Genomic DNA, 21,909 nt, shown 5'->3' with positions numbered 1-21,909 from the left:
AATGAGTAAAACAGGAGTAAAACCATTGAACGATCTGACTCAGAAGCTCGGACCGCTGCTTGGATTGATTATCTTAATCTTAATTGTTTCTATTTTAAACCCAAGCTTCTTAGCTCCTTTAAATATTTTGAATTTGCTTCGGCAAGTAGCGATTAATGCACTGATTGCCTATGGCATGACGTTTGTTATTTTAACAGGCGGAATTGATTTATCGGTTGGTTCCATTTTGGCGCTTTCTAGTGCTCTAATGGCCGGTATGATTGTCTCAGGAATTGATCCTATGCTCGCTATTTTGATTGGCTGTCTGCTCGGGGCGGTCATGGGAGCGATCAATGGCTTCCTCATTACAAAAGGAAAAATGGCTCCTTTTATCGCTACATTAGCAACGATGACGATTTATCGCGGGTTAACACTCGTTTATACAGATGGAAATCCGATCACTGGCCTTGGGGACAGTTACTTGTTTCAATTGTTTGGCCGCGGGTATTTTCTTGGCATTCCGGTACCTGCTGTTACGATGATTATAGCTTTTGCTGTTCTATGGGTGATCTTGCACAAAACACCGTTTGGCCGTCAGACTTATGCGATTGGCGGCAACGAAAAAGCAGCTTGGATTTCGGGTATTAAAGTATCACGTGTCAAAATTATGATTTATTCTTTAGCGGGTCTGCTTGCGGCTTTAGCTGGTGCTATTTTAACATCACGGCTTAATTCAGCTCAGCCGACAGCAGGGACCTCTTATGAATTGGATGCCATTGCAGCCGTTGTACTTGGAGGGACAAGCCTTTCAGGAGGACGCGGCCTCATCATCGGTACGCTGATCGGAGCTTTAATTATTGGAACGTTGAACAACGGTCTTAATTTACTCGGTGTCTCTTCCTTTTTCCAAATGGTCGTTAAAGGAATTGTCATCGTGATCGCTGTGTTAATTGACCGCAAAAAAGCGGCATAGGAGGAATGAACGTGAAAAAAATATGGATGGTCCTATTGTCGTTTTCGCTATTGATGCTTGGGGGCTGCTCGCTTGAACCCCCTCAATGGGCGAAACCTGCGAAAAAAGACAAGCTGGAAGATATAAAGATTGGTTTATCCGTGTCGACGTTAAATAATCCATTTTTTGTTTCCTTGAAAGATGGGGTAGTCAAAGAAGCGAAGAAGAACCAGATGGAAACCATTGTGGTCGATGCCCAAAACGATTCTGCAAAGCAAGTTAACGATGTAGAGGATTTAATTCAGCAAGGAGTCGATGTCTTGCTTATTAATCCAACTGATTCATCGGCTATTTCGACAGCTGTGCAATCAGCAAATGCGATTGGCATTCCTGTTATCACATTGGACCGTTCGGCCGATAAAGGAGATGTAGTGACACTCGTTGCTTCAGACAATGTGAAAGGTGGCCAAATGGCTGGCGATTTAATTGTTGAAAAGCTTGGCGAAGGAGCTAAAGTAGCCGAGCTTGAAGGAGTCCCTGGGGCGTCTGCTACACGTGAGCGCGGCAAAGGCTTCCACTTAACAGCAGATAAAAAGCTAGACGTAGTAGCGAAGCAGTCAGCTGATTTCGACCGGACAAAAGGTTTGAACGTAATGGAAAACATCTTACAAGGACATCCAGACATTCAAGCCGTGTTTGCGCATAATGATGAAATGGCGCTCGGTGCGATTGAAGCGATTGCCAGCTCTGGCAAGGACATTTTAGTTATCGGGTTTGACGGGAACGACGATGCGATTAAATCTGTTAAAGCGGGCCAGCTCGCAGCGACTGTTGCTCAGCAGCCCGTGCTCATCGGCCAGCTTGCTGTGCAAGCAGCCGGTGACACGATGAAAGGCAAGAAAGTAGAGAAAACGATACCAGCGCCATTAAAAATGGTGACGAAGTAAAAAAGATTGGCAGAGAGGGAAATGCTCTCTGCCATTTTTTTATATAAATCTATCCTGAATGCTCCTGTAAGGCTGCAATAGCGATAGGTTCCTTCTCCTGTCTCCGTGTCATAAAAATTTATGACACCTATTTGTTTAGTTAATAATAAAATAAATCAGACAGCTGTCGTGTAGAGGAAGGAAAATTGGAGTTGACAATAAAAGTTTACCTAGTGCAAAATGAGGATGTATCGTTATCGCGTGTCGCCAAAGAATGAAATAGAATGGCTTAGTAGAAAGGAAAGGTCTGTATGGTGATGGATTGGTTCACAGGTTTAAATCCGGCAGTTCAAGCACTGCTTGGCGGTTTGTTAACGTGGGGATTAACAGCGCTGGGGGCATCCATTGTCTTTTTCTTTCGCCGGATTAACCAAAATGTAATGAATACAATGCTTGGTTTTGCGGCCGGTGTCATGATTGCAGCTTCTTTTTGGTCTCTTTTAGCACCTTCTATCAACTTTAGTGAACAAAACGGACAAATTCCGTGGCTTCCACCCGCTATTGGCTTTTTGTTGGGGGGCCTTTTTATCCGGCTGTTGGATTTTGTTGTGCCCCATCTGGATTCTGGTTTATCGGAAAATGAAGCCGAAGGAGTGAAGACAGGATTACCAAAGACTACTCTGCTTTTTTTGGCCATTACGCTTCATAATATCCCAGAAGGACTGGCCATTGGCGTAGCTTTCGGTGCCGCAGCGATTGGACTTGGAGACGCTTCAGCAATAGGGGCCCTTGGGCTTGCAATCGGAATCGGCATTCAAAATATGCCGGAAGGAGCCGCTCTTTCTGTTCCGTTACGCGGAGAAGGAATGTCACGTCTGCGTGCGTTTAACTATGGTCAATTGTCTGCCATCGTAGAACCGGTTGCGGCTGTTATCGGAGCGGCAGCAGTGCTCGCTATACAGCCGATTATGCCTTATGCACTTGCATTTGCAGCGGGGGCGATGATCTTTGTCGTTGTGGAACAGCTGATTCCACAATCGCAATCTTCCGGTAGCAAAGACTGGGCAACGCTTGGTTTAATGGCAGGATTCACAGTAATGATGATATTGGATGTGGCTCTTGGTTAATAAAATGCCCCAACATCTAAAAAGATGCTGGGGCATTCAGATTGTTCACAAACGCTCGCTTTCTTCGTTGCTTGTCTGCCTTTTGCATTGAAAATAAACCTCTAAAGCCCAAAATGTGGGGTCCCTTAAAGAGTTAGACTACGAGTTCGCCAGATTCTATTTTCTGGTCTTCAAGTTTTACATATAGTCCGTGTGTAGGCGGGTCTTCCGAGATCGTTACATCAATGGTAAAATGGTTCGGATCGAGGCGGCAGTGATAGTTTTTAGCCCATTGTTTTAGTTCATGTAATGACTGCCAAATCGTATCGGTGTAACCAGTATGCTCTATATGAATATAATTTTGTGGTGGAATGGTAAAGCTTGTCATGCCAGAAGGAACAATATCAGCACTTTCTACTTCCATCGCCACACAGTGCCTGATCAGGCTACCTTGTTTTTGCAAACAAATCTCCATCATATGGCCATTTGTCTGATTAGGTATCGTATCGGCAAAGTGCTTAAATTGTTTCCACATTCTTTCTCTCTCTGCTGCCAATTCAGCTTCCTGACAGGTCGTTTGCAAGCCAATTACTTTAATCTCTCCAATTTCAACAATTTTCGGGATCATTCGGACACCTCCGCTTAAAATAATTGCTTGTGTTCTTATTTTACAACAAAAATAGGTGGAAGAGGTAGGAAGAGAGAGAAAATTCCGAAAACTAAATAGGATAATAAAAGCCGGTAGGTGTACCGGCTTTTATTTATAAGCGAATGTATTTTTACTGAGCAATGGAATAGTTTATCAACCATAAAAGACGATTGATTGACCACAAACGGCTATTTACGAGCCAAAGCGGGAAGACTCGTTCACTTTCACGAGCTGCTTACCGATGTTTTCGCCTGTAAATAAACCGAAAAAGGCTTGTGGTATATTCTCAAATCCTTCTGTAATGGTTTCTTCATAAGCAAGCTTGCCTTCTTGCAGCCATTTGGATAGGTGCTGTAATCCTTCTGGATAGCGTTCGCGATAATCGCCAACAGTAAATCCTTTTATCAACGCGCTTGATTTAATTAAATAGTGCTGGATACGAGGACCTTGATCGTCTTTTTTATTATAGGAAGAGATCGCGCCGCATTGAACGATACGGGCAAATTTGTTTAGCAGCGGATAGACGGCATCAGAGATATCACCGCCTACATTGTCGAAATAAATGTCCACACCGTTAGGGCAGGCCTCGGCAAGAGCATTGCTTACATCTTCTGCCTGATAATTAATGACCTCGTCAGCTCCTAGTTGTTTCACGAGCTGAACTTTTTCTTCAGCCCCAGCAATGCCTACTACCCTGGCACCAGCAATGGTGGCGATTTGAACAACAGTAGAGCCGACAGCACCTGCTGCCCCAGATACAACGACTGTTTCGCCTTCTTGCGGCCGGCCGATGTCCATCAGTCCAAAATAGGCAGTGAGACCGGTCATACCGAGGATATGCAAGGAAGTGGTTACCGGGCCGAGTGCTGGATCTATTTTTCGAACAGATTCAGCCGCAATGGTTGTGTATTCTCTCCAAGGAAGGGAGCCGGTTACGATATCTCCAACCTGCAGCTTATCGGATTGTGACTCGATTACTTCCGCAACAGCGCCCCCTTCCATCGGTTGATTTAATTGAAAGGGTTCTACGTAGGACTTGCCTTCATTCATGCGGCCGCGCATATAGGGATCAACGGATACGTATAGCAGCCGAACGATTGCTTCCCCGTCTGATAAGGCAGGAATAGCGGCTTCTTCAATGGATAGGTGTTCGTCTGTTGGCTCGCCGTCCGGGCGTTTCACTAGAAGTATTTCACGGTTTTTCATCAGTATCATTTCCCCTCTTATCTTTTCCCTTATCCTACCCGTTTGATATAGAAGCAAACTCTTTCTAATGGTATCTTCCTATACAGTTTGTGGAAGCATTGCTAGGGTTTCTTTATGGAGAATATTTATTTTTATGTATAATGAAAAAGGGCTCTTTCTAATGAATGTATGACTGGAAAAAGCATAAATTTCACTAAGAGAGATGAACCTTTTCTTGTTTTGTAAAAAAGGAGGTGCCGCTGATGGCATTAGCATATTTTAATGGAAAAATTGTCGGGATAGATGACCCGGTCATACCGATCGATGAACGCGGCCATCAATTTGGCGATGGAGTGTATGAAGTGATTCGTTTCTATCAGGGGAAACCTTTTATGATGAAAGAGCACCTTGAACGCCTATATAAAAGTGCCGAAGCGATTAAACTAGAGATTGGGAAAGAACAAGAAGAGCTAGAAACACTCATGCTGCAATTAGTGGAGAAGAGTGGGCTAGCCGATGTAGATCTTTATATGCAGGCTACGAGAGGAATCGCGCCAAGAAATCATTTGTTTCCAACGTGCCCGGCGTCCATTTCGATAACGGTTAAACCAGCCCGCGAGTTATCTCAAGATGTGCGCGCTCAAGGAGTTAAAGTGGCGCTGCTGCCGGATGAGCGCTGGCAAAATTGCTATATTAAATCGTTAAATCTGCTGCCGAATATTTTAGCGAAGCAGGAAGCTTTTAAGCAGGGGTGCTTTGAGGCGGTGCTTGTGCGTGAAGGATTCATTACAGAAGGATCCAGCACGAATGTATTTATTGTCAAGGAGGGCCGCATCCAAACAGCGCCTCTTTCCAACCATATTCTAGCTGGCATTACACGCATAGCCGTGAAAGAAGTGGCAGAGGAGTTAAAGCTTCCATTCGTAGAAAAGTCCTTTACACCTGAAGAGCTGTTCCAAGCGGATGAGGTCTTTTTAACGAGCACAACATCAGAGGTTCTGGCGGTTACGACTGCTGATGACCGTCAGATTGGAGACGGCCGGCCTGGTTCGCTTACAATGCAGCTGCATAAAGGCTTCCGGCAAAAAACAAGGTAAGCCTAAGGAAGAGCCCGATTCTTTTAAAGAAGCCGGGCTCTTGTCCATTAAGATAAACGATGAAAACCTTCCTCATCTAAATATTGAATGGCTTCCCCATAAGAGTTGAACGTGCCATCCAAGTTCAAGCCGGCGTACACATTCCACATATCATCTTCCTCGATTAAAACAAGAGTTTGATCGTCTTGATTAATCCATGTTTCTTCATAAGCTTCCCCGATAATTGCTTCTTCCTCAAGTGTTTTAGGAGAAAGCGATTGGATGGAGTCATGAATGATTTTACGTAATTCTTCAGCAGAAAACTCTCGAATATTGACCATGCCTTTAGCATCTGTCGGATAGCTGGTCAATTCTCCTGCATAGACAAAGCCATTTCCGTTCGGATGAAGATGGTACACAATGTTCTTTTTTTCCGTTACGCTTTCGGGAAATTGAAAGTTAACTCTGCCAAGAGATACATCTTTCCGTTGCAGTTGAGGAAAAGACTCAATAATCGATAATTTTTCATTAAAATTCAGCATAGTGCCTCCAAGATTTAAGGAATAGAATAAGCCTTTATTATAGCATATCCAACTCATGGGTATTTTTTATCTTATGTGACTTTAGTAATTACTTTTCGACTTTTCTTTGGTAAAATGAAATAAAAATGTAATATTTCGACAAGGTATTATCTACTTTATAACAGAGGAGAAACGATCATGAATCCATCTAAACAGGATCGCACTGGGAAGAAAACGAACGCCTTTCATCAGGCCGAAACGTTTGTTAGTTTGCTTAGTGCTATGTCTCCGTTAAATATAAGTATATTAGATTCTTTACCCGTTCATATCTTTATAGAAGACAGGCAAGGTCGGACGCTCTTTGCTAATAAATTAGCCTGTGAAAAGAACGGCAAGAAACTTGATGAACTTATCGGTAAGACAGTATTTGATTTTTTCTCCCCTGCTATTGCTGAAGAAGTACGTGCTCATGACCTTGAAACTTGGGAAACTAAGCAATTGAGGATAAGAGAAGCCGTTGTTGACTTTAATGGAGAGCCGATCCATATGCTTTCGGGCACCTCAATTATCCAAGGGGAGGAGGAAGGGCAAGAGTACCTACTCGGTTTTTCTCTTGATATTAGTGAACGAATAGAGGCAGAGGAGAAGTTAGAGAGGCTGGCCTTTTATGATCCGCTAACCGGCTTGCCGAACCGACGCTATGTAGAACACTATGGAGATGGTTATTTAAGGACTGGCGAAGAGGTAATATCCGCCTTACTCGTCTTTGACTTAGACTATTTTAAAAAGATTAATGATAGTCTTGGTTATGAAGCGGGAGACTTGCTTCTTCAGGAAACTGCCCGCCGTCTTAGAACATTAGAGACAGAGCACATTTTAGCTGCCCGTATAAGTGGGGATGAGTTTGCCCTTCTCATGTCGAATGTGAAGGAGATTAGCGAAGTCTCTGCAATGTGTGAAAAATTATTAGAGCGGTTTCGACAGCCATTTGCCGTCTTTGATAAAAAAGTTCCCATATCCGTTAGTATAGGTGTGAGTGTGTATCCAGAGGATGGAGAAACTTTATATTCTCTTTTAGTCCACGCTGATTTGGCGGTAAATGTTTTAAAAAATAAAGGGAAGAATGGTTATCAATTTTTTACAACTTCCATGAGAGAATCTGCCAATCAACGCTTAGAAAAAGAGATTTCGCTTTCGCAAGGATTAGAAAAAGGAGAATTTGTTCTTCATTATCAGCCTAAAGTATACATAAGCACTGGAGAAGTATACGGCATGGAGGCGTTAGTTCGTTGGAATAGTGAAAACGGATTGGTGTATCCAGGGGATTTTATTGATTTGGCTGAAGAAACCGGAATGATTGTTCCTTTAGGGGAATGGGTACTGCGGGAAGCATGTCGTCAATGTAAAGAGTGGCACGAGCTGGGACATACTCATTTAAAAGTAAGTGTGAATGTATCGGCTATCCAATTTCAAAAGCAAGACTTTGCTGAGCTGACAGCACGTATTCTAAAGGAAACGGGGCTAGAACCGGCTGCTCTTGAATTAGAATTAACGGAAAGCACCGTAATGGAAAAGCCGAAGGAGGCTGCTGCCATTCTTATGCGTCTGCAGCAGCTTGGCGTATCTATTTCAATTGATGATTTTGGAACTGGTTTCTCCTCGTTCAGTTATTTAAAACAGTTTCCAATGAATGCACTGAAAATTGATCGTTCCTTTATTCAAAATATTGAAGAGGAAGAGGCGGACAAGGCAATTGCCAAAGCCATGATCAGTCTAGCCCGCAATCTAGGCCTAATGATTGTTGCGGAAGGTGTGGAAAATGAGAAGCAAATGGAGATACTAAGAAAAGCAGGATGCGATGCAGCGCAAGGTTACTTTTTCAGCCGGCCATTAGACGCTGATGCTTTTCTAGACTATATAAGAAGAAGCAAAGCAAGATAACAGGCGTCCTCACTTCGACTAAAACGATTGAAGAGCACGCTTGATCCTATTATGCATATTAATAAAGAGAAAGGCAGGGTTTTATGAAGAAACGGGTTTTTTTCATGTTGATAACTGTTTTTCTAATAACCGCTTCCTTCTTGCCAACGAACACCGAAGCAGCGGGTGTTCGGTATGTAGCGCTCGGTGATTCACTAGCCGCCGGCCAAACGCCCCATAAAGAAATCGGTGCAAGCTATACAGATTTGATTGCTCTTGCGTTGCAGCGCACAGGTCAGCTGGCCAGCTTTTCGAAGCAGCTAGCTTTTCCTGGATACTCGACAGGGCAAGTGTTAGAGCGGCTTGGGGAAGAAGAGGCGAAGGATCTAGTTAGGAAAGCAGATTTAATTACGATTTCTGCTGGAGCGAACGATCTGTTGCCACTCATTAAAAATGACTCTATCCGGGGCATGATAAGCTACCAGGCAATTCCGGCTGCTTTTGCCCTTAACGGTGTACGAAAAAATTATATAAAAATCTTTAAAGAAATAAGGAATGTGAATGAGCACGCAGACATTTATGTGATGGGCTATTACTTTCCATACCCGCATGTCAAAGAAGAACAAAAATCTTCCGTTGCAGGACAGCTTGCGCTTTTAAACAAAATTATCGAGCAAGAAGCCAACAGGGCCGGCGCTCATTTTGTGCCAGTATCCAACCGGTTTGGAAAAAATGCTCGTGCCTGGATTCCGAATCCAGCAGATGTACATCCAGCCCCTAGAGGCTACTTAGAGATGGCGAATAGCTTTATTGAGGAATACGCGCCTGGACATCCGCTAATTCCGGAAAGTATACTTTCCCAGCTGCCAGCACCAGTGTCTTTTTCCGAGCTGCAAAAAAGGCAGCCTCATCAGCCGGAAGACAAGGAAGAAAAGAAAGGGCCATCTAAGAAAAAAGAGAAGAGCAAGATAACCAGCTTCGATAGCGGCAAAAGCTGCAAGCGTGGTGAATATACTTAAAGGAAAACCCCCTTTCTAAAACCTAGAAAGGGGGTTTTTATTGTTTCAAGCTTTGTTCGTCTCTGATTGTTCGGAGTGATATACGTCTGGGCGGCGGTTCTGTAAGTAATCCAGCAGGCCTTTTTCACGATTAATCTCATTTAAATCGATAGAGAGAACAGGCAATTCTTCATTATTGCGTCCTTTATAAATCGTTTTGCCATTAGGATGAACGACTTGGCTTTCCCCGAAGAATATATTTTCGTTATCTAAGCCGACCATATTTGCCGCCCCTATATATATATGGTTTTCAAGAGCCCTGGCACGTAAAAAGACATCTTGGTAATGTTGATAGGGGAGCATATTGGCAGCGAGAACGAGCAAGAGCTGTGCGTTCTTTAGCGCCAATATTCGGGAGGCTTCCGGAAATTCCATATCATACGTGATCATGAGGCCGATATCCCCTTCAGGAAGGGAGAACACAGGAAAAGAGTTTCCGGCTGTAAACCATTGTTTTTCTTGGTGGTATAAATGGACCTTTCTATATTTGCCAATGATCTTCCCGTCCTTTCCAATTAACAAGGCTGAATTGTACAAACAGTTTTTGTCTAGCTCGGGAAAGCCCACTATAGCTCCGACTTTACTCTTTTTAGCCTGTAATTGGATGCGGCGTATACTTTCCCCATTTTCTGGTTCTGCTAAGGAGTATAGATCTTCATCTAATGCATAGCCGCTTAAGTATAATTCAGGAAAAAGCACGTAGTCTGCCTTTTTTTCCTCTGCCTCTTTTATCGTTTGTAAAATTCGATTCAAATTTGCTTCTTTCTTTTTTAATTCACACCGCAATTGAGCGATAGCAATTTTAATCATTCTGTTACTCCTTTTTCCTCTTCTTCTCGATATTTCTTGATTTTTTTAGCAATGGTTGATTGATCGACTTGAAGAACTTCTGCCGCTTTATAGGTGCTTTTATATAAGTGATAGACATATAAAATTAATTCTTTTTCAAATTGTTGTTTAGCTTGCTTAAGTGGGAGAATGTTTTCTTTAGTCAAAAAAGAAGAATGATTGGCAGTGTCTGCTACAAGCGAACCTGCGTCTATTTGATCCGACTGGGTAACAACCATTTGTTCAATTGTATTTTCTAATTCACGAATGTTACCAGGCCAACTATAGGCTTGAAATTTAGCCAGTAGTTTTGGTGAAAGACTGTACTGGCGATGATACTTTTGATTAAATGTCTGTACGAAATAGTCAGTGAGATAGGGAATTTCCTCACGACGCTCACGAAGAGGCGGAATGATGAGAGGAACTACATACAAGCGATAATAGAGATCTTCTCGGAACTCCTTCTGCTTTACCAGTTCTTTTAAATTTTTGTTTGTTGCTGCGATAATTCGCACATTCGCTGTTTTTTCATATATACTTCCAACTTTACGATATTTATTCTCTTGAATTACTTCAAGTAACTTTGACTGGGCAGCGAAAGGCAGCTCAGCTATTTCATCTAAAAAAAGAGTTCCGCCTTCAGCGGATTCAATTAGTCCTTTTTTTCCTTCCTTTCTTCCGCCGGTAAATGCCCCAGATTCGTAGCCAAACAATTCGGATTCTACCAAGCTTTCAGGGAGAGTGCTGCAATTAACCGAAATAAATGGCTTTTCCTGCCGCGTGCTTTGTTGGTGGACATATTTGGCTAACATCGTTTTCCCGACTCCTGATTCTCCAAGCAGAAGAACTGTTGAATTGACATTAGCAATGCGCTGGATAATATCAATAATTTTTTTCATTTTTTCTGACTTTGCTATTAAAGGTTCAGATAAAAAATTTGTTGAGTAGTTTTCTAACATGGTCAATCCCATTTCACTCCTTCATAATGATTTTTATCATTATAATGAAAAAAATCATTAACTTAATTAAAACGCTCCATAAATAGGTGTTTTTCTATTGGGATAATTAAAGGTAATGAAAAAAATCATCGATTTATCAATCATTATATCAGAAAATACTAATAAATCAGCCTTTTTGTTTTGGCATAGTACTTGCAAAATGGTGAACAGTCAGCTTTATCACTAGAAGGGAGTATCAATTAATGAAGGTTGCAGTAGCACAGTTTTCTCCGGTTCTTGGAGATAAACAAGAGAATATGAAGAAAATTGTTCATTCTTTAAAGGAAGCAAAACGACAGGCAGCAGACATTGTTGTCTTTCCAGAATTGGCTCTTACTGGTTATTCAATAGGAGATCTATTACCGACTATTGCGGAAACAAAAGAAGGAGAGTCATTAAAAGTTCTTGGGTTATATTGCAAAAACTTGGGTATCCATGCGCTTATCTCGTTTCCTGAAAAAGAAGAGGGGCGTTATTATATCTCCAGTGCGCTCATTGATGATAATGGTCTTGTCGTAGGAACATACCGTAAAACTCATTTATTTAACACAGAAACAAATTATTTTACGCGTGGTGATAGCTGGCCGGTATTTCAAACGAAATTTGGAAAAGTGGGCGCGATGATCTGTTACGACCTAGAGTTTCCCGAAGTAGCAAGACTTCTTCGTTTGAATGGAGCGGAAATTATTTTAGTGAATACCGCCAACATGACACCTTATGAAAATCATCAGCATGTATACATGCAAAGCAGAGCGATGGAGAACGAAGTGCCGGTAGTTATTTGCAATAGAATAGGAAAAGAAGGGGATCTTGATTTTTTTGGACACAGTATGGCTGTTGATGGCGAAGGAAGAATAGTGTCTAAGCTCGCTTCGGAAGAAACCATTCATACAATAGACATTCAAACGGATGGGAATCGAGATCCTAAGCTTGCTTACACGAGTAATTTGCATTCAAGTGTTAAGAACAACCTGACTAATTTGATTTAATAAGTGCTTTCTTCCTCTTTGCGCGCAGAAGATTAGACAGGCAAAGAGAAGAAATAAAAAAGGGGTGGCATTAATGGGAAATGAGCAAAACTCTTTAAAAAGAACACTGACGTTAGCACCGCTTGTATTGTTTGGATTAGCTTACATGACACCGATGATCTCATTTGGTATTTATGGTGTATTGGCCGAAACAACAAACGGATTGGTGCCAACCGCTTATCTGATAGCCTTAATAGCTATGCTATTTACAGCGTACAGTTATGGGAAGATGGTGAAGGCGTATCCTGTATCTGGTTCTGCCTATACGTATACACGCAAATCTATTCATCCGAATATAGGTTTTCTCGTAGGCTGGTCAGTTTTACTCGATTATTTATTTCTTCCTATGGTGATATGGTTAATTGGCAGCGTATACTTACAAGCTGCTTTTCCAAATGTACCCGTATGGATATGGGTTATATCTTTTATCATTATTACGACCCTTATAAATGTTGTTGGGATCCGAACAACTTCACGAGTGAATTTACTCATGATGATTTTTCAGTTTCTCGTTATTTTCTTATTTATCATTTTCTCCATTACGAGTTTAACAAGCGGGGCTGGACTCGGAACACTTTTCTCAGCAAGTGCATTTTTTAATAGTGATATGTCTTTTTCTTTAGTTTTGGCAGGTGCTTCAGTAGCCTGTTATTCGTTTCTCGGATTTGACGCAGTTACCACATTGTCAGAAGAAACCATTAATCCTAAGAAAACAATTCCACGTGCTATCTTTCTTGTTGCTCTAATTGGTGGAGGAATTTTCGTTGCTACCTCTTATTTTATTTATCTTGTCTACCCGGATTTTACTAAATTTCAGAATGTTGACTCAGCGGGGTTTGAAATTGCTTCCCTTGTTGGGGGAAACTTATTTAGCGCTATTTTTCTAGCAGGGATGATCACTGCTCAATTTGCTTCCGGTTTATCTGCTCAAGCAAGTGCAGCCCGCCTGCTGTTTGCTATGGGACGCGATAATGTACTTCCAAAGAAAATATTTGGCTTTATTCATCAGCGTTTTAGCACGCCAATTCTTAACCTTGTCACGGTAGCACTCATCGCCTTGCTTGCATTAAAAATGGATATAGCTACTTCTACTTCTTTTATTAACTTTGGTGCCTTTGTGACGTTTATTTTTGTTAACCTTTCAGTCATTGGCCACTATTATGTCAAGAAAGGTTTCCGCTCTGGAAAAAATATATCTTTATATTTGACGATCCCATTAATCGGAGCGTTATTCGATGCCTGGCTGCTCATCAATTTAGACAAACATGCACTCATTCTCGGAGGGATATGGGCCTTATTAGGCTTTATCTATTTACTATTTTTAACAAAGATGTTTCGTAAAGCTCCTCCAGAAATGGCGATGGATGATGTAGACGCAGCATCATAAGAAAGAGAGAGGTCAATTGAAAAGGACTTATGCATGTGAGCATAGAGTCCTTTTCAGTCTGTTGTCAAACGTATTTACCCCGCCTCCAGGTTGGAAAATAAGCCCTGTCTATGTCTTCCTTCTATCCTTTAGGAAAAGACCATGTTAGATCGGCTATGTTCAATTGGCATAATATTTGCATTTAGCAATAAAAGGATTCAGAATAGTGAAACTGTTATATGGATCTTTTATTAAACGGAATGATACTAGGCACTGCTTACAGAAAGGGAGAGAATGATGGGAAGAGGAAAAGTGAATATTGCGCTAATCCAGCATAAATGCGTAGAAGATCGTGAAAAAAATGTAGAAACAGCAGAAGGATTAATTCGAGAAGCTGCCGAGCAGGGAGCTCAAGTTATTTGTACAGAGGAGCTTTTCGGCGGGCAGTACTTTCCACAGACCATTGATGTAAATAAATATGAGTGGGCTGAACCGATTCCAGGCCCCATTTCTAACCGGATGCAACGCCTTTCGGAAGAGCTTAACGTGGTGATCATTGTTTCACTGTATGAGTATGTACGTGATGGCTTATACTTTAACACCGTTGTGGTGTATGAAGACGGCAAGTACTTAGGAAAATATCGCAAGCACCATATTCCGGAGGGCCCTCAGTATATTGAAAAATATTATTTCACTGAAGGAGACACGGGCTACCCGGTATTTAAAACGAAATACGGCACCATTGGCGTATTAATTTGCTGGGATGAATGGTTCCCAGAGCCGTCTCGTATTCTAGCTTTAAAAGGTGCAGACATTGTATTTTATCCGTCAGCTATTGGCTCAGAGCCGGACAATCTAGACCTAGACACGTCGCAAACCTGGGTAGATGCTATTCGTGCTCACGGTATTCATAATAATATGTTTATTGCAGCGGTGAATCGGGTGGGACGTGAAGACAGCAAGGAAGGACATATGACGTTTTATGGACGCAGCTTTATTAGTAATCCGTGGGGAACGATTATTAAAGAAGCTGAAACGAAAGAGGATGAAATTATTATGGCAGAGGTTGATTTTGCGGAGATTACTCATGCTCGTAATGTTTTACAGTTTCATAGAGATCGACGCCCGGATAGTTATGGAGAATTACTAAAGCGTGTCATAGAATAAGTAAATAAAAAGTTCTTAACAGCTGTTAACTATAAAGTTTAGCAGCTGTTTTTTTTATGATGTAAATGCTGAACATGTGGAGAAGCAAAAAAACTGACCAATTTTATTCATTTTGGAATAATTTATGTCATTTTGAATGAAAAACAAGTCGAAAAAAGAAAAAATGATCGGTTTTTATAAAGTTTTGAATTGGCATAATATTTGCACTAATTTAATTAAAAGGTTTAGGGGGGGTTTTATGTCACAGGGAAAAGAAATGAATAGGTCGCTGGGGCTTATTCACGTAGTTCTCTTCGGTTTTTCATTTATGGCGCTTGCCACGGTCTTCAGCACGTATGGAATCGCGGCCGAATTATCACATGGAATGGTGCCGGGAGCCTATTTAGTAGCTTTGATTGTCATGCTGTTTACTGCCTACAGCTATGGGCAAATGTCTAAATCTATTCCATCTGCCGGTTCTGCTTATGCCTACACACAAAAGGCGATTAATCCGTACGTCGGTTTTCTCGTCGGCTGGGCGATTTTAATGGATTATCTTTTTATCCCCATGGTCAATTATTTGTTATTTGGAATTTTCTTTTCTGCGGCCTTTCCGGCTGTGCCAAATTACGTTTGGGTGCTGGGAATGTTGATATTAGTTACTGTCATTAATGTGAGAGGAGTTAAGCTGGCAACAAAGGCTAATGCTTTTATTACGATCTTCGCTATTGCATTTATCCTTCTCTTTATCGGATTATCCATTAAAGAAATTGCAGGCGGAACAGGCACTGGCACTTTGCTCTCTTTGAAACCGTTTTATAATCCTGAAGAGCCTGTTTCATTTATTGTGGCGGGTGCAGCCCTTCTATGCTTTTCTTTTCTCGGATTTGATTCGGCTACCGCCTTTGCCGAGGAAACCGTTCAGCCAGAAAAAAATATTCCGCGTGCCGTCTTCATTATCACATTGGTAGGTGGAGCCATCTTTATCACCGTTTCCTACTTTGCCCAAAACGTCTGGCCGGATTATAGCACCTTTGCTAATCCAGACTCTGCTGCCCATGAAATTATTACATTTGTCGGTGGCAAAACGTTTGCTTCGGTCTTTTTAGCTGTATATGCCGTTACTGCGTTTGGATCGGCGATGTCTTCGCAGGCAAGTGCCTCTCGTGTGCTCTATGCAATGGGCCGTGATGGTCAGCTTCCTAAGAAATTTTTCGGCTCGTTACATCCCAAATACAACACCCCTGTTAATAACATCTTGTTAATTAGTGCCATCTCATTACTTGCCTTGTTCCTAAGCTTATCACTGGTTGCTTCATTTATTAATTTTGGCGCCTTTCTTGCATTTACAAGTGTAAATATCGCCGTTATCATGTATTACTTTGTTGGGAAAAAAGAGCGTTCTGCAAAAGGAACTCTACTTTATTTAATCATACCGGCAGTTGGAGCCCTGCTTGATTTATGGCTGCTTATTAACTTGGATGTCCATTCAAAAGTGTTAGGTGGAATCTGGTTTGCACTCGGTTTTATTTATATGGTTGTTCTAACGAAAGGCTTTAAACAAAAGCCGCCAGTTATGGATTTATCAGCTTAGTATCTCAATAGAAAAGGAGAATGACGAATAATGAAAGCGGATTTAATTATAAAAAGCAATGCTGTTTTTACCGGGCTGGAGAATGAGCCCGAAGCTTTGGCGGTAGCCGTTAAAGGCAATAAGATTATTGGAGTGGATACAAAAGAAAAGATCGCTGCATTTCAAGATGAGCAAACCAAAATGATAGATGCTGGTAATAAATTGGTCATGCCGGGATTCCATGATGCACATTTGCATATTATGTTAGGCAGTTTGTTCAGCCATTATTGTGTTTCTTTAGCGGATGTCACATCAGCGGAAGAGGCGGCTCTTAAAGTGCGGGAGTATGCAAATGGAAAGCCAGAGAGCCAATGGGTGATTGGTACTGGCTGGGACCATACAGCATGGGATAAGAAAGAGTTTCCAGATCGTTATATATTAGATCAGGAGCTGCCGAACCGTCCGGTTATGTTATTGCATGCGGAAGGGCACTACGGCTGGGTGAATTCAAAGGCGCTTGAAATTGCCGGCATTACGAGTGAAACAGAAAATCCAGAGTACGGCATTATTTATAAAGACGACAAAGGGGAACCAACCGGTATTTTAATTGAAACAGCGATTGCCCTAGCTGCAGACTTTGCTTACGATTTTCCGAAGGAGCAGCTGCATGATATGGTTAGTCAATTCTTGCAGCACGCCGCGAAGCTTGGTGTCACATCCGTCAATGATTTGTATGCGAGCCGTGCTCATGAGAAACTCGAAGCTTATTCCGTTTATAAGGAATTTGAGGATAAAGGAGATTTATCATGCCGCTTCCACCTTTATCCGCCGTTAAATGGCCAAATAGAACAAGCGAAGAAATTTAGAGAAAACTATTCTTCAGATAAACTTCGGACAGCAGGACTAAAGCAGTTTATCGATGGTGTAGTGACTGGTTATACAGCCTACATGCTTGATCCTTATCTAGATAAGCCAGAAACAAAAGGAGAAACGGCTTATACGAAAGAACAATTGGAAAAATGGGTCATTGAAGCGGACAAGGAAGGCTTCCAAATCCGTTTCCATACGATTGGTGACGGGGCTGTTCGTTTAGGGCTTGACCTCTATGAAAAGGCTCAGCAAGTGAATGGACCACGGGATGCACGCCATGCGCTTGAGCATATTGAAGTCATCGCCCCAGAGGATATTCCTCGCTTTAAAGAGCTAGGCGTTATGCCTTCCATTCAGCCGTACCACATGGCCCTAATGCCGAGAGAGAGTCATACAACAAGAGTGGGGGAAGAGAAGCAATCGTATATTTATCCGAATGCTACTTTATTGAGATCGGGAGCCGTTGTATCGTATAGCAGTGATTATCCAATTGTTCCGCTTGAGCCAATGATTGAGCTTTATCACGCAGTTACAAGAAAAGACTTCACGCTAAACGACACTTGGAACGAGCAAGAACGGGTGACGCTGGCAGAAGCTTTAAAAGCTTACACTGCAGGATCGGCTTACAGCGTTTTCCGAGAGAATGAACTAGGAACGCTTGAAGCAGGCAAACTAGCTGACTTGATTATATTAGATCGCAATTTATTTGAAGTGTCTCCAGAAGAAATTCTTAAGACAGAAGTGGACATGACGTTAATGGACGGCGAGGTTGTGTGGGAAAAAACGCCTTCTGCTGCTTTGAAATAAAAGAAATGAACAAAAAAGACAGTCATGAGTCAATTGATTCACGACTGTCTTTTTATTTTGCCGCGATTAAACACCTAGATAAAAAAGCACAACTGGTATCGTTCCAATGCTGAGCAGCGTCGTAACTAACGTAGTAAAAGAGACGAGATCAGGCTCAGTGCCAAATTGAATGGCAAACATCGTCGTGTTGGCTGCAGCTGGCATGGCTGCTTGCAAAATGAGAACGTCTTTTAGCAGTTCACTAATCGGCATAAAAGCAATAATAGCAACCGCTAGCACGGGTGATACGAGCATCCGGATGATCGTAACGGCCGAGACGTAACGGTAAGCGACCCGTTTTCTAGCAATCACAGCGAGCTGCATACCGAGAACGAGCATAACAGTTGGAATCGAAGCATCGGCAACGAGGCTGACTGCTTCCATAAATGCTTGAGGGATATGTATAGACAGAAGCTGTAACGTCACACCAGCAAATGCCCCGTGAATGACGGGCATCCGAACGACGCTTTTAAGAGACTGGGTAAGGGAGGACTCGTCTTCTCCGCCAAGCGAAGCAAAGAAGAGCCCAACCGTATTCATGAGAAGCGATTGGAAGACCATCATAATGACAGCGTAATCGAAACCGGCTGCTCCGAAGGCAAACAGAACGACAGGAGCTCCATAATTTCCACTATTCATAAAAGCACCGCCAAGGATCATAGCTGACATTTGCGGTTTTGATGCTTTCATGAAATAACCTGTGAGGCCAATGATCAACACAAGCACGATACAAAGCACAAGGCAGAATAAAATAATATAGAAGTATTCCATCGTCAGCTCATTCGTGTAAAATGTCCGAAAAGCGAGAAAGGGGGACATGATATAAAGAGCTGCTTTAGAAATGGATCGGATGTCAAAGCCAATGATTTTTTGGCCGAGAAAGCCGGCAAAAAAGATCATAAAGGCGGGCAATATAATCATTAGCAATTCCACGAGTTTCATCTCCATTTGGACAATATGATTATGAATGATCGTAACAAAAAGAGAGCGCCAAAAAGCGGCACTCCCAGCTTTTAAGAATCGGTAGAAAGCTGACGCTGCATCCAGTTTTTCCCCTCTACCAGCCGTGTAACAAGCATGGCGCAAACGGTATTGCCTGTTGAGTTTAGCAGAGTAGCAGGCGCATCGATAATCGTACTGATGACGGCAATAATCGGCAATGCTTCTGGTGGAAAGCCAAATACACTCAAAATCAGCATTTCTCCAATCATGCCTCCGCCAGGAATGGCTCCCATTACAGCGCCAACGAGGAACGAAACGCCAAGAATCGCTAGAATGCTAGTGACACTCGTCATCTCTTTACCGAAAAGAGCAAACAAGAAGACCACCTTCAGCACACCACCAAAGACAGATCCATCTTTATGCGTATTTGCACCGAGTGGAATGACTGTTTCCGCGATGTCTTTTGGAACGCCCATTTTTTTCACAGCTGTTAAGTTAACAGGAATGCTCGCCGCGCTTGAACAAGTAGCAATAGCTGTGATAGAAGGGGCTGCTGCGTGCTTCCAAAAAGTTTTTACGCCGTCTTTCCCAGCCGCAATAAAAGCATATAACGTAAAGAAGACGAGATAATAAAGAACTGTCAAACCAAGATAAAGAACAAACGTCCGAGCATAACCGCCCAGGATTTGCGGACCTAGCTCTCCAATAACAGTCGCGAAATAACAGCCAAGACCGATGGGCGCATAATACATCACGATGGATACAACTTTCATCATGACAGCTGTTCCGGATGCTAGAAAGTTAGCGATTGGCTTGCCTTTTTCTTGTGCCATGGCAGCAGCGAGACCAAACAAGATCGAAAAGACGATAAGCTGCAGCATGTTACTCTTTGATAAAAGCAGTGAAAAGTCATTAACGGTAAAGGTATTCACCAGCTGAGCAGCGAAGGATACATCTTCTGTTTTGGCAGCAGCTGGATCAAATTCCTTCATGATCGTTTTGATGGCCGTTAGATCTGTTCCTTCAAGCGGATTAAATAAAAAGGCACCAGCAAGTCCTATAACAGCCGCAGTGGCAGCTGTAGCCAGGAAGACAATGACAATGCCCGCCATAATTTTCCCGAGGCGTTTCATGCCATCCATACTAGCAATAGCAGAAGAGATACTGAAAAAGACGAGCGGGATAATGATCATAAACATCAAATTTAAAAATAAATCCCCGAGCGGTTTTACGACAGCTGCCTTAGGGCCGAAAAAGACACCAGCAACTCCGCCAAGAAGGATAGAAGCAAGTAATAAAAAAGTAAATTGATAGTTTTTTAAAAAATGTCTCAATGAATTTCCAGCCTTTCTCAAAAATATCCAGCTTCCTTATCATAGTATGTTTATGAAAGGATGAAAAGGATTTTTCAAAAAGGAAAGAGCCAAACATCTCCGAATGGGCAGGAGGTGCCTGGCTCTTTTAGGATCGTTTCTTCTTATACGATGCCTTGATCCAGCATCGCATTAGCTACTTTCATAAATCCGGCGATGTTCGCACCGATGACAAGGTTTCCTTCATAGCCGAATTCAGCGGCAGCCTCAACGCTGCTAGAGTAGATATTTTTCATGATCGTATGAAGCTTTTGGTCGACATCTTCAAATGACCACGGCATGCGTGAGCTGTTTTGTGCCATTTCTAGAGCGGATACGGCAACGCCTCCAGCGTTCGCTGCTTTTGCAGGGGCAAAGAGAACGTTTGCTTGCAGGAAGACATCAATGGCTTCAAGCGTAGATGGCATATTGGCTCCTTCACCGACAGCTTTTACGCCGTTTTCCACTAACAGACGAGCTGCATTTCCATCAATTTCATTTTGTGTAGCACACGGAAGGGCGATATCGCAAGCAATATTCCAAATGTTCGAACAGCCTTCTACGTATACAGCTTCCGGATGTTCGTTTGTGTACTCGCTAATCCGTTTTCTTTCTTGTTCTTTCAAACGTTTAACCGTTTCAAGGTTGATGCCGTTCTTATCATAAATATAACCGTTCGAGTCACTGCAGGCAACCACTTTGGCCCCGAGCTGGGTTGCTTTCTCAATCGCATAGATAGAGACGTTTCCAGAGCCTGAAACGACCACAGTGCTGCCTGCGAAACTTAGGCGGTTGTCTTTCAGCATCTCTTCAACGAAATAGACAGTGCCATAGCCCGTTGCTTCTGTTCTCGCTAAGCTACCTCCATAGTTAACGCCTTTACCAGTTAGTACACCGGCATGATAAGCGTTTTGCAGGCGCTTATACTGACCGAACATAAAGCCGATTTCACGAGCTCCTACACCGATATCACCTGCTGGAACATCTGTATCTGGCCCAATGTGACGAGCGAGCTCTGTCATAAAGCTTTGGGTAAAACGCATAACTTCACTGTCTGACTTACCTTTCGGGTCAAAGTCAGATCCACCTTTACCGCCGCCGATAGGCTGGCCTGTTAATGAGTTTTTAAAAATTTGTTCAAAACCTAGGAATTTAATAATGCTTGCATTAACGGAAGGATGAAAGCGAAGGCCGCCTTTGTAAGGACCGAGAGCACTGTTATATTGAACACGGAAACCGCGATTCACTTGAACTTTCCCTTGGTCATCGACCCATGGTACGCGGAAGGTAATCATACGTTCAGGTTCTACCATTCGTTCCAAGATTCCATTTTGCATATATTGAGGATATTTAGCGAACACAGGGACGAGTGAGTCGAAGATTTCCTTTACAGCCTGGTGAAATTCTTCTTCTCCAGGATTTCGTTTTTGAACTGTTTCATAGACGCTATCTACATAAGATTTTGCTGCTTGTATATTTTGATTAGGTGTTTCTTGCGTTACGTTCATTACCATCTCTCCCACCTGTATAAAGAATTTTATGAATAGTTAAAACTCATATTTATATCTTACGGCACACTAAATAATAC

The 21,909-nt window shown here is 42.3% G+C and carries 19 protein-coding genes; 11 read left to right on the top strand and 8 right to left on the bottom strand.

The features are described 5' to 3' along the window. Nucleotide 1 precedes the first annotated feature (1 nt). The 3 genes from rbsC to AC623_RS18945 all read left to right on the top strand — a co-directional run bounded on the left by rbsC (nt 2) and on the right by AC623_RS18945 (nt 2,984). Entirely contained in the window at nt 2-952 is a 951-nt protein-coding gene (rbsC, locus tag AC623_RS18955; protein ID WP_049665526.1) for a ribose ABC transporter permease RbsC, read from the top strand. Nucleotides 953-957: 5 nt separating this feature from the next. Beyond that, nucleotides 958-1,878, top strand: coding sequence for a ribose ABC transporter substrate-binding protein RbsB (gene rbsB, locus AC623_RS18950; protein WP_442853544.1), 921 nt, complete (start codon nt 958-960; stop codon nt 1,876-1,878). A gap of 293 nt (nt 1,879-2,171) precedes the next feature. Then, nucleotides 2,172-2,984 carry a ZIP family metal transporter gene (locus AC623_RS18945; RefSeq protein ID WP_156187141.1) on the top strand — a complete coding sequence of 271 codons (813 nt, stop codon included), beginning with the start codon at nt 2,172-2,174 and terminating at the stop codon, nt 2,982-2,984. 133 nt (nt 2,985-3,117) lie between these two features. Here AC623_RS18945 and AC623_RS18940 read toward each other — a convergent pair whose 3' ends face one another. Further along, the gene (locus AC623_RS18940) at nt 3,118-3,591 is read right to left on the bottom strand and encodes a GyrI-like domain-containing protein (protein WP_049665519.1); all 474 of its coding nucleotides are present in this window, start codon (nt 3,589-3,591) and stop codon (nt 3,118-3,120) included. Nucleotides 3,592-3,804: 213 nt separating this feature from the next. After that, the gene (locus AC623_RS18935; RefSeq protein ID WP_049665516.1) at nt 3,805-4,818 is read right to left on the bottom strand and encodes an NADP-dependent oxidoreductase; all 1,014 of its coding nucleotides are present in this window, start codon (nt 4,816-4,818) and stop codon (nt 3,805-3,807) included. Nucleotides 4,819-5,060: 242 nt separating this feature from the next. On the opposite strand from AC623_RS18935, the gene dat reads away from it, so the two are divergent. Continuing rightward, on the top strand, nt 5,061-5,894 hold the full coding sequence (dat, locus tag AC623_RS18930) for a D-amino-acid transaminase (protein WP_049665514.1): 834 nt from the start codon (nt 5,061-5,063) through the stop codon (nt 5,892-5,894). 47 nt (nt 5,895-5,941) lie between these two features. On the opposite strand, the gene AC623_RS18925 is transcribed toward dat, so the two are convergent. Continuing rightward, a complete protein-coding gene (locus tag AC623_RS18925; RefSeq protein ID WP_049665512.1) occupies nt 5,942-6,415 on the bottom strand; it encodes a hypothetical protein in 474 nt (157 codons plus the stop codon). Between the two features lie 177 nt (nt 6,416-6,592). Between AC623_RS18925 and AC623_RS18920 the strand changes: the two genes are divergently transcribed. Continuing rightward, nucleotides 6,593-8,335 carry a sensor domain-containing protein gene (locus tag AC623_RS18920; RefSeq protein WP_049665509.1) on the top strand — a complete coding sequence of 581 codons (1,743 nt, stop codon included), beginning with the start codon at nt 6,593-6,595 and terminating at the stop codon, nt 8,333-8,335. Nucleotides 8,336-8,418: 83 nt separating this feature from the next. After that, the gene (locus AC623_RS18915; protein WP_053104184.1) at nt 8,419-9,333 is read left to right on the top strand and encodes an SGNH/GDSL hydrolase family protein; all 915 of its coding nucleotides are present in this window, start codon (nt 8,419-8,421) and stop codon (nt 9,331-9,333) included. Nucleotides 9,334-9,378: 45 nt separating this feature from the next. Here the strand turns inward: AC623_RS18915 and AC623_RS18910 are convergent, their stop codons facing one another. Both AC623_RS18910 and AC623_RS18905 read right to left on the bottom strand, forming a co-directional pair. Next, nucleotides 9,379-10,182 carry a carbon-nitrogen hydrolase family protein gene (locus tag AC623_RS18910; RefSeq protein WP_049665507.1) on the bottom strand — a complete coding sequence of 268 codons (804 nt, stop codon included), beginning with the start codon at nt 10,180-10,182 and terminating at the stop codon, nt 9,379-9,381. Further along, nucleotides 10,179-11,159: a sigma-54 interaction domain-containing protein gene (locus tag AC623_RS18905; RefSeq protein WP_231603669.1), complete on the bottom strand. Its 981-nt coding sequence runs from the start codon at nt 11,157-11,159 to the stop codon at nt 10,179-10,181. The genes AC623_RS18910 and AC623_RS18905 overlap by 4 nt, the downstream gene beginning before the upstream one ends. 242 nt (nt 11,160-11,401) lie before the next feature. On the opposite strand from AC623_RS18905, the gene AC623_RS18900 reads away from it, so the two are divergent. The 5 genes from AC623_RS18900 to AC623_RS18880 all read left to right on the top strand — a co-directional run bounded on the left by AC623_RS18900 (nt 11,402) and on the right by AC623_RS18880 (nt 17,988). Continuing rightward, nucleotides 11,402-12,187, top strand: coding sequence for a carbon-nitrogen hydrolase family protein (locus tag AC623_RS18900; RefSeq protein WP_049665505.1), 786 nt, complete (start codon nt 11,402-11,404; stop codon nt 12,185-12,187). A 73-nt stretch (nt 12,188-12,260) separates the two neighbouring features. Further along, entirely contained in the window at nt 12,261-13,613 is a 1,353-nt protein-coding gene (locus AC623_RS18895; RefSeq protein WP_049665502.1) for an APC family permease, read from the top strand. A gap of 276 nt (nt 13,614-13,889) precedes the next feature. Continuing rightward, complete coding sequence (locus tag AC623_RS18890; RefSeq protein ID WP_049665500.1) at nt 13,890-14,759, top strand: carbon-nitrogen hydrolase; 870 nt, start codon at nt 13,890-13,892, stop codon at nt 14,757-14,759. Between the two features lie 238 nt (nt 14,760-14,997). After that, the gene (locus tag AC623_RS18885; protein ID WP_049665497.1) at nt 14,998-16,332 is read left to right on the top strand and encodes an APC family permease; all 1,335 of its coding nucleotides are present in this window, start codon (nt 14,998-15,000) and stop codon (nt 16,330-16,332) included. Nucleotides 16,333-16,362: 30 nt separating this feature from the next. Next, a complete protein-coding gene (locus AC623_RS18880) occupies nt 16,363-17,988 on the top strand; it encodes an amidohydrolase (protein ID WP_049665495.1) in 1,626 nt (541 codons plus the stop codon). Nucleotides 17,989-18,054: 66 nt separating this feature from the next. Here AC623_RS18880 and AC623_RS18875 read toward each other — a convergent pair whose 3' ends face one another. From AC623_RS18875 to gdhA, 3 genes are all read right to left on the bottom strand, one after another. Continuing rightward, a complete protein-coding gene (locus tag AC623_RS18875) occupies nt 18,055-18,969 on the bottom strand; it encodes an AEC family transporter (protein WP_331457022.1) in 915 nt (304 codons plus the stop codon). Between the two features lie 71 nt (nt 18,970-19,040). Then, complete coding sequence (locus tag AC623_RS18870; protein ID WP_049666808.1) at nt 19,041-20,303, bottom strand: dicarboxylate/amino acid:cation symporter; 1,263 nt, start codon at nt 20,301-20,303, stop codon at nt 19,041-19,043. 143 nt (nt 20,304-20,446) lie between these two features. Then, entirely contained in the window at nt 20,447-21,829 is a 1,383-nt protein-coding gene (gene gdhA, locus AC623_RS18865; protein WP_049666807.1) for an NADP-specific glutamate dehydrogenase, read from the bottom strand. Nucleotides 21,830-21,909: the final 80 nt, after the last annotated feature.

This window comes from Bacillus sp. FJAT-27231, from assembly GCF_001183975.1.
GTDB classification, from domain to species: domain Bacteria; phylum Bacillota; class Bacilli; order Bacillales; family Domibacillaceae; genus Pseudobacillus; species Pseudobacillus wudalianchiensis.
This window is presented reverse-complemented; position numbering and strand designations above follow the sequence as displayed.

Excerpts from the sequence above, each read along its gene's own strand:
- rbsC (WP_049665526.1), top strand. The coding sequence starts at position 2 with ATGAGTAAAACAGGAGTAAAACCATTGAACGATCTGACTCAGAAGCTC.
- rbsB (WP_442853544.1), top strand. The coding sequence starts at position 958 with ATGAACGTGAAAAAAATATGGATGGTCCTATTGTCGTTTTCGCTATTG.
- AC623_RS18940 (WP_049665519.1), bottom strand. The coding sequence starts at position 3,591 with ATGATCCCGAAAATTGTTGAAATTGGAGAGATTAAAGTAATTGGCTTG.
- AC623_RS18935 (WP_049665516.1), bottom strand. The coding sequence starts at position 4,818 with ATGAAAAACCGTGAAATACTTCTAGTGAAACGCCCGGACGGCGAGCCA.
- dat (WP_049665514.1), top strand. The coding sequence starts at position 5,061 with ATGGCATTAGCATATTTTAATGGAAAAATTGTCGGGATAGATGACCCG.
- AC623_RS18925 (WP_049665512.1), bottom strand. The coding sequence starts at position 6,415 with ATGCTGAATTTTAATGAAAAATTATCGATTATTGAGTCTTTTCCTCAA.
- AC623_RS18920 (WP_049665509.1), top strand. The coding sequence starts at position 6,593 with ATGAATCCATCTAAACAGGATCGCACTGGGAAGAAAACGAACGCCTTT.
- AC623_RS18915 (WP_053104184.1), top strand. The coding sequence starts at position 8,419 with ATGAAGAAACGGGTTTTTTTCATGTTGATAACTGTTTTTCTAATAACC.
- AC623_RS18910 (WP_049665507.1), bottom strand. The coding sequence starts at position 10,182 with ATGATTAAAATTGCTATCGCTCAATTGCGGTGTGAATTAAAAAAGAAA.
- AC623_RS18905 (WP_231603669.1), bottom strand. The coding sequence starts at position 11,159 with ATGTTAGAAAACTACTCAACAAATTTTTTATCTGAACCTTTAATAGCA.
- AC623_RS18900 (WP_049665505.1), top strand. The coding sequence starts at position 11,402 with ATGAAGGTTGCAGTAGCACAGTTTTCTCCGGTTCTTGGAGATAAACAA.
- AC623_RS18895 (WP_049665502.1), top strand. The coding sequence starts at position 12,261 with ATGGGAAATGAGCAAAACTCTTTAAAAAGAACACTGACGTTAGCACCG.
- AC623_RS18890 (WP_049665500.1), top strand. The coding sequence starts at position 13,890 with ATGGGAAGAGGAAAAGTGAATATTGCGCTAATCCAGCATAAATGCGTA.
- AC623_RS18885 (WP_049665497.1), top strand. The coding sequence starts at position 14,998 with ATGTCACAGGGAAAAGAAATGAATAGGTCGCTGGGGCTTATTCACGTA.
- AC623_RS18880 (WP_049665495.1), top strand. The coding sequence starts at position 16,363 with ATGAAAGCGGATTTAATTATAAAAAGCAATGCTGTTTTTACCGGGCTG.
- AC623_RS18875 (WP_331457022.1), bottom strand. The coding sequence starts at position 18,969 with ATGAAACTCGTGGAATTGCTAATGATTATATTGCCCGCCTTTATGATC.
- gdhA (WP_049666807.1), bottom strand. The coding sequence starts at position 21,829 with ATGAACGTAACGCAAGAAACACCTAATCAAAATATACAAGCAGCAAAA.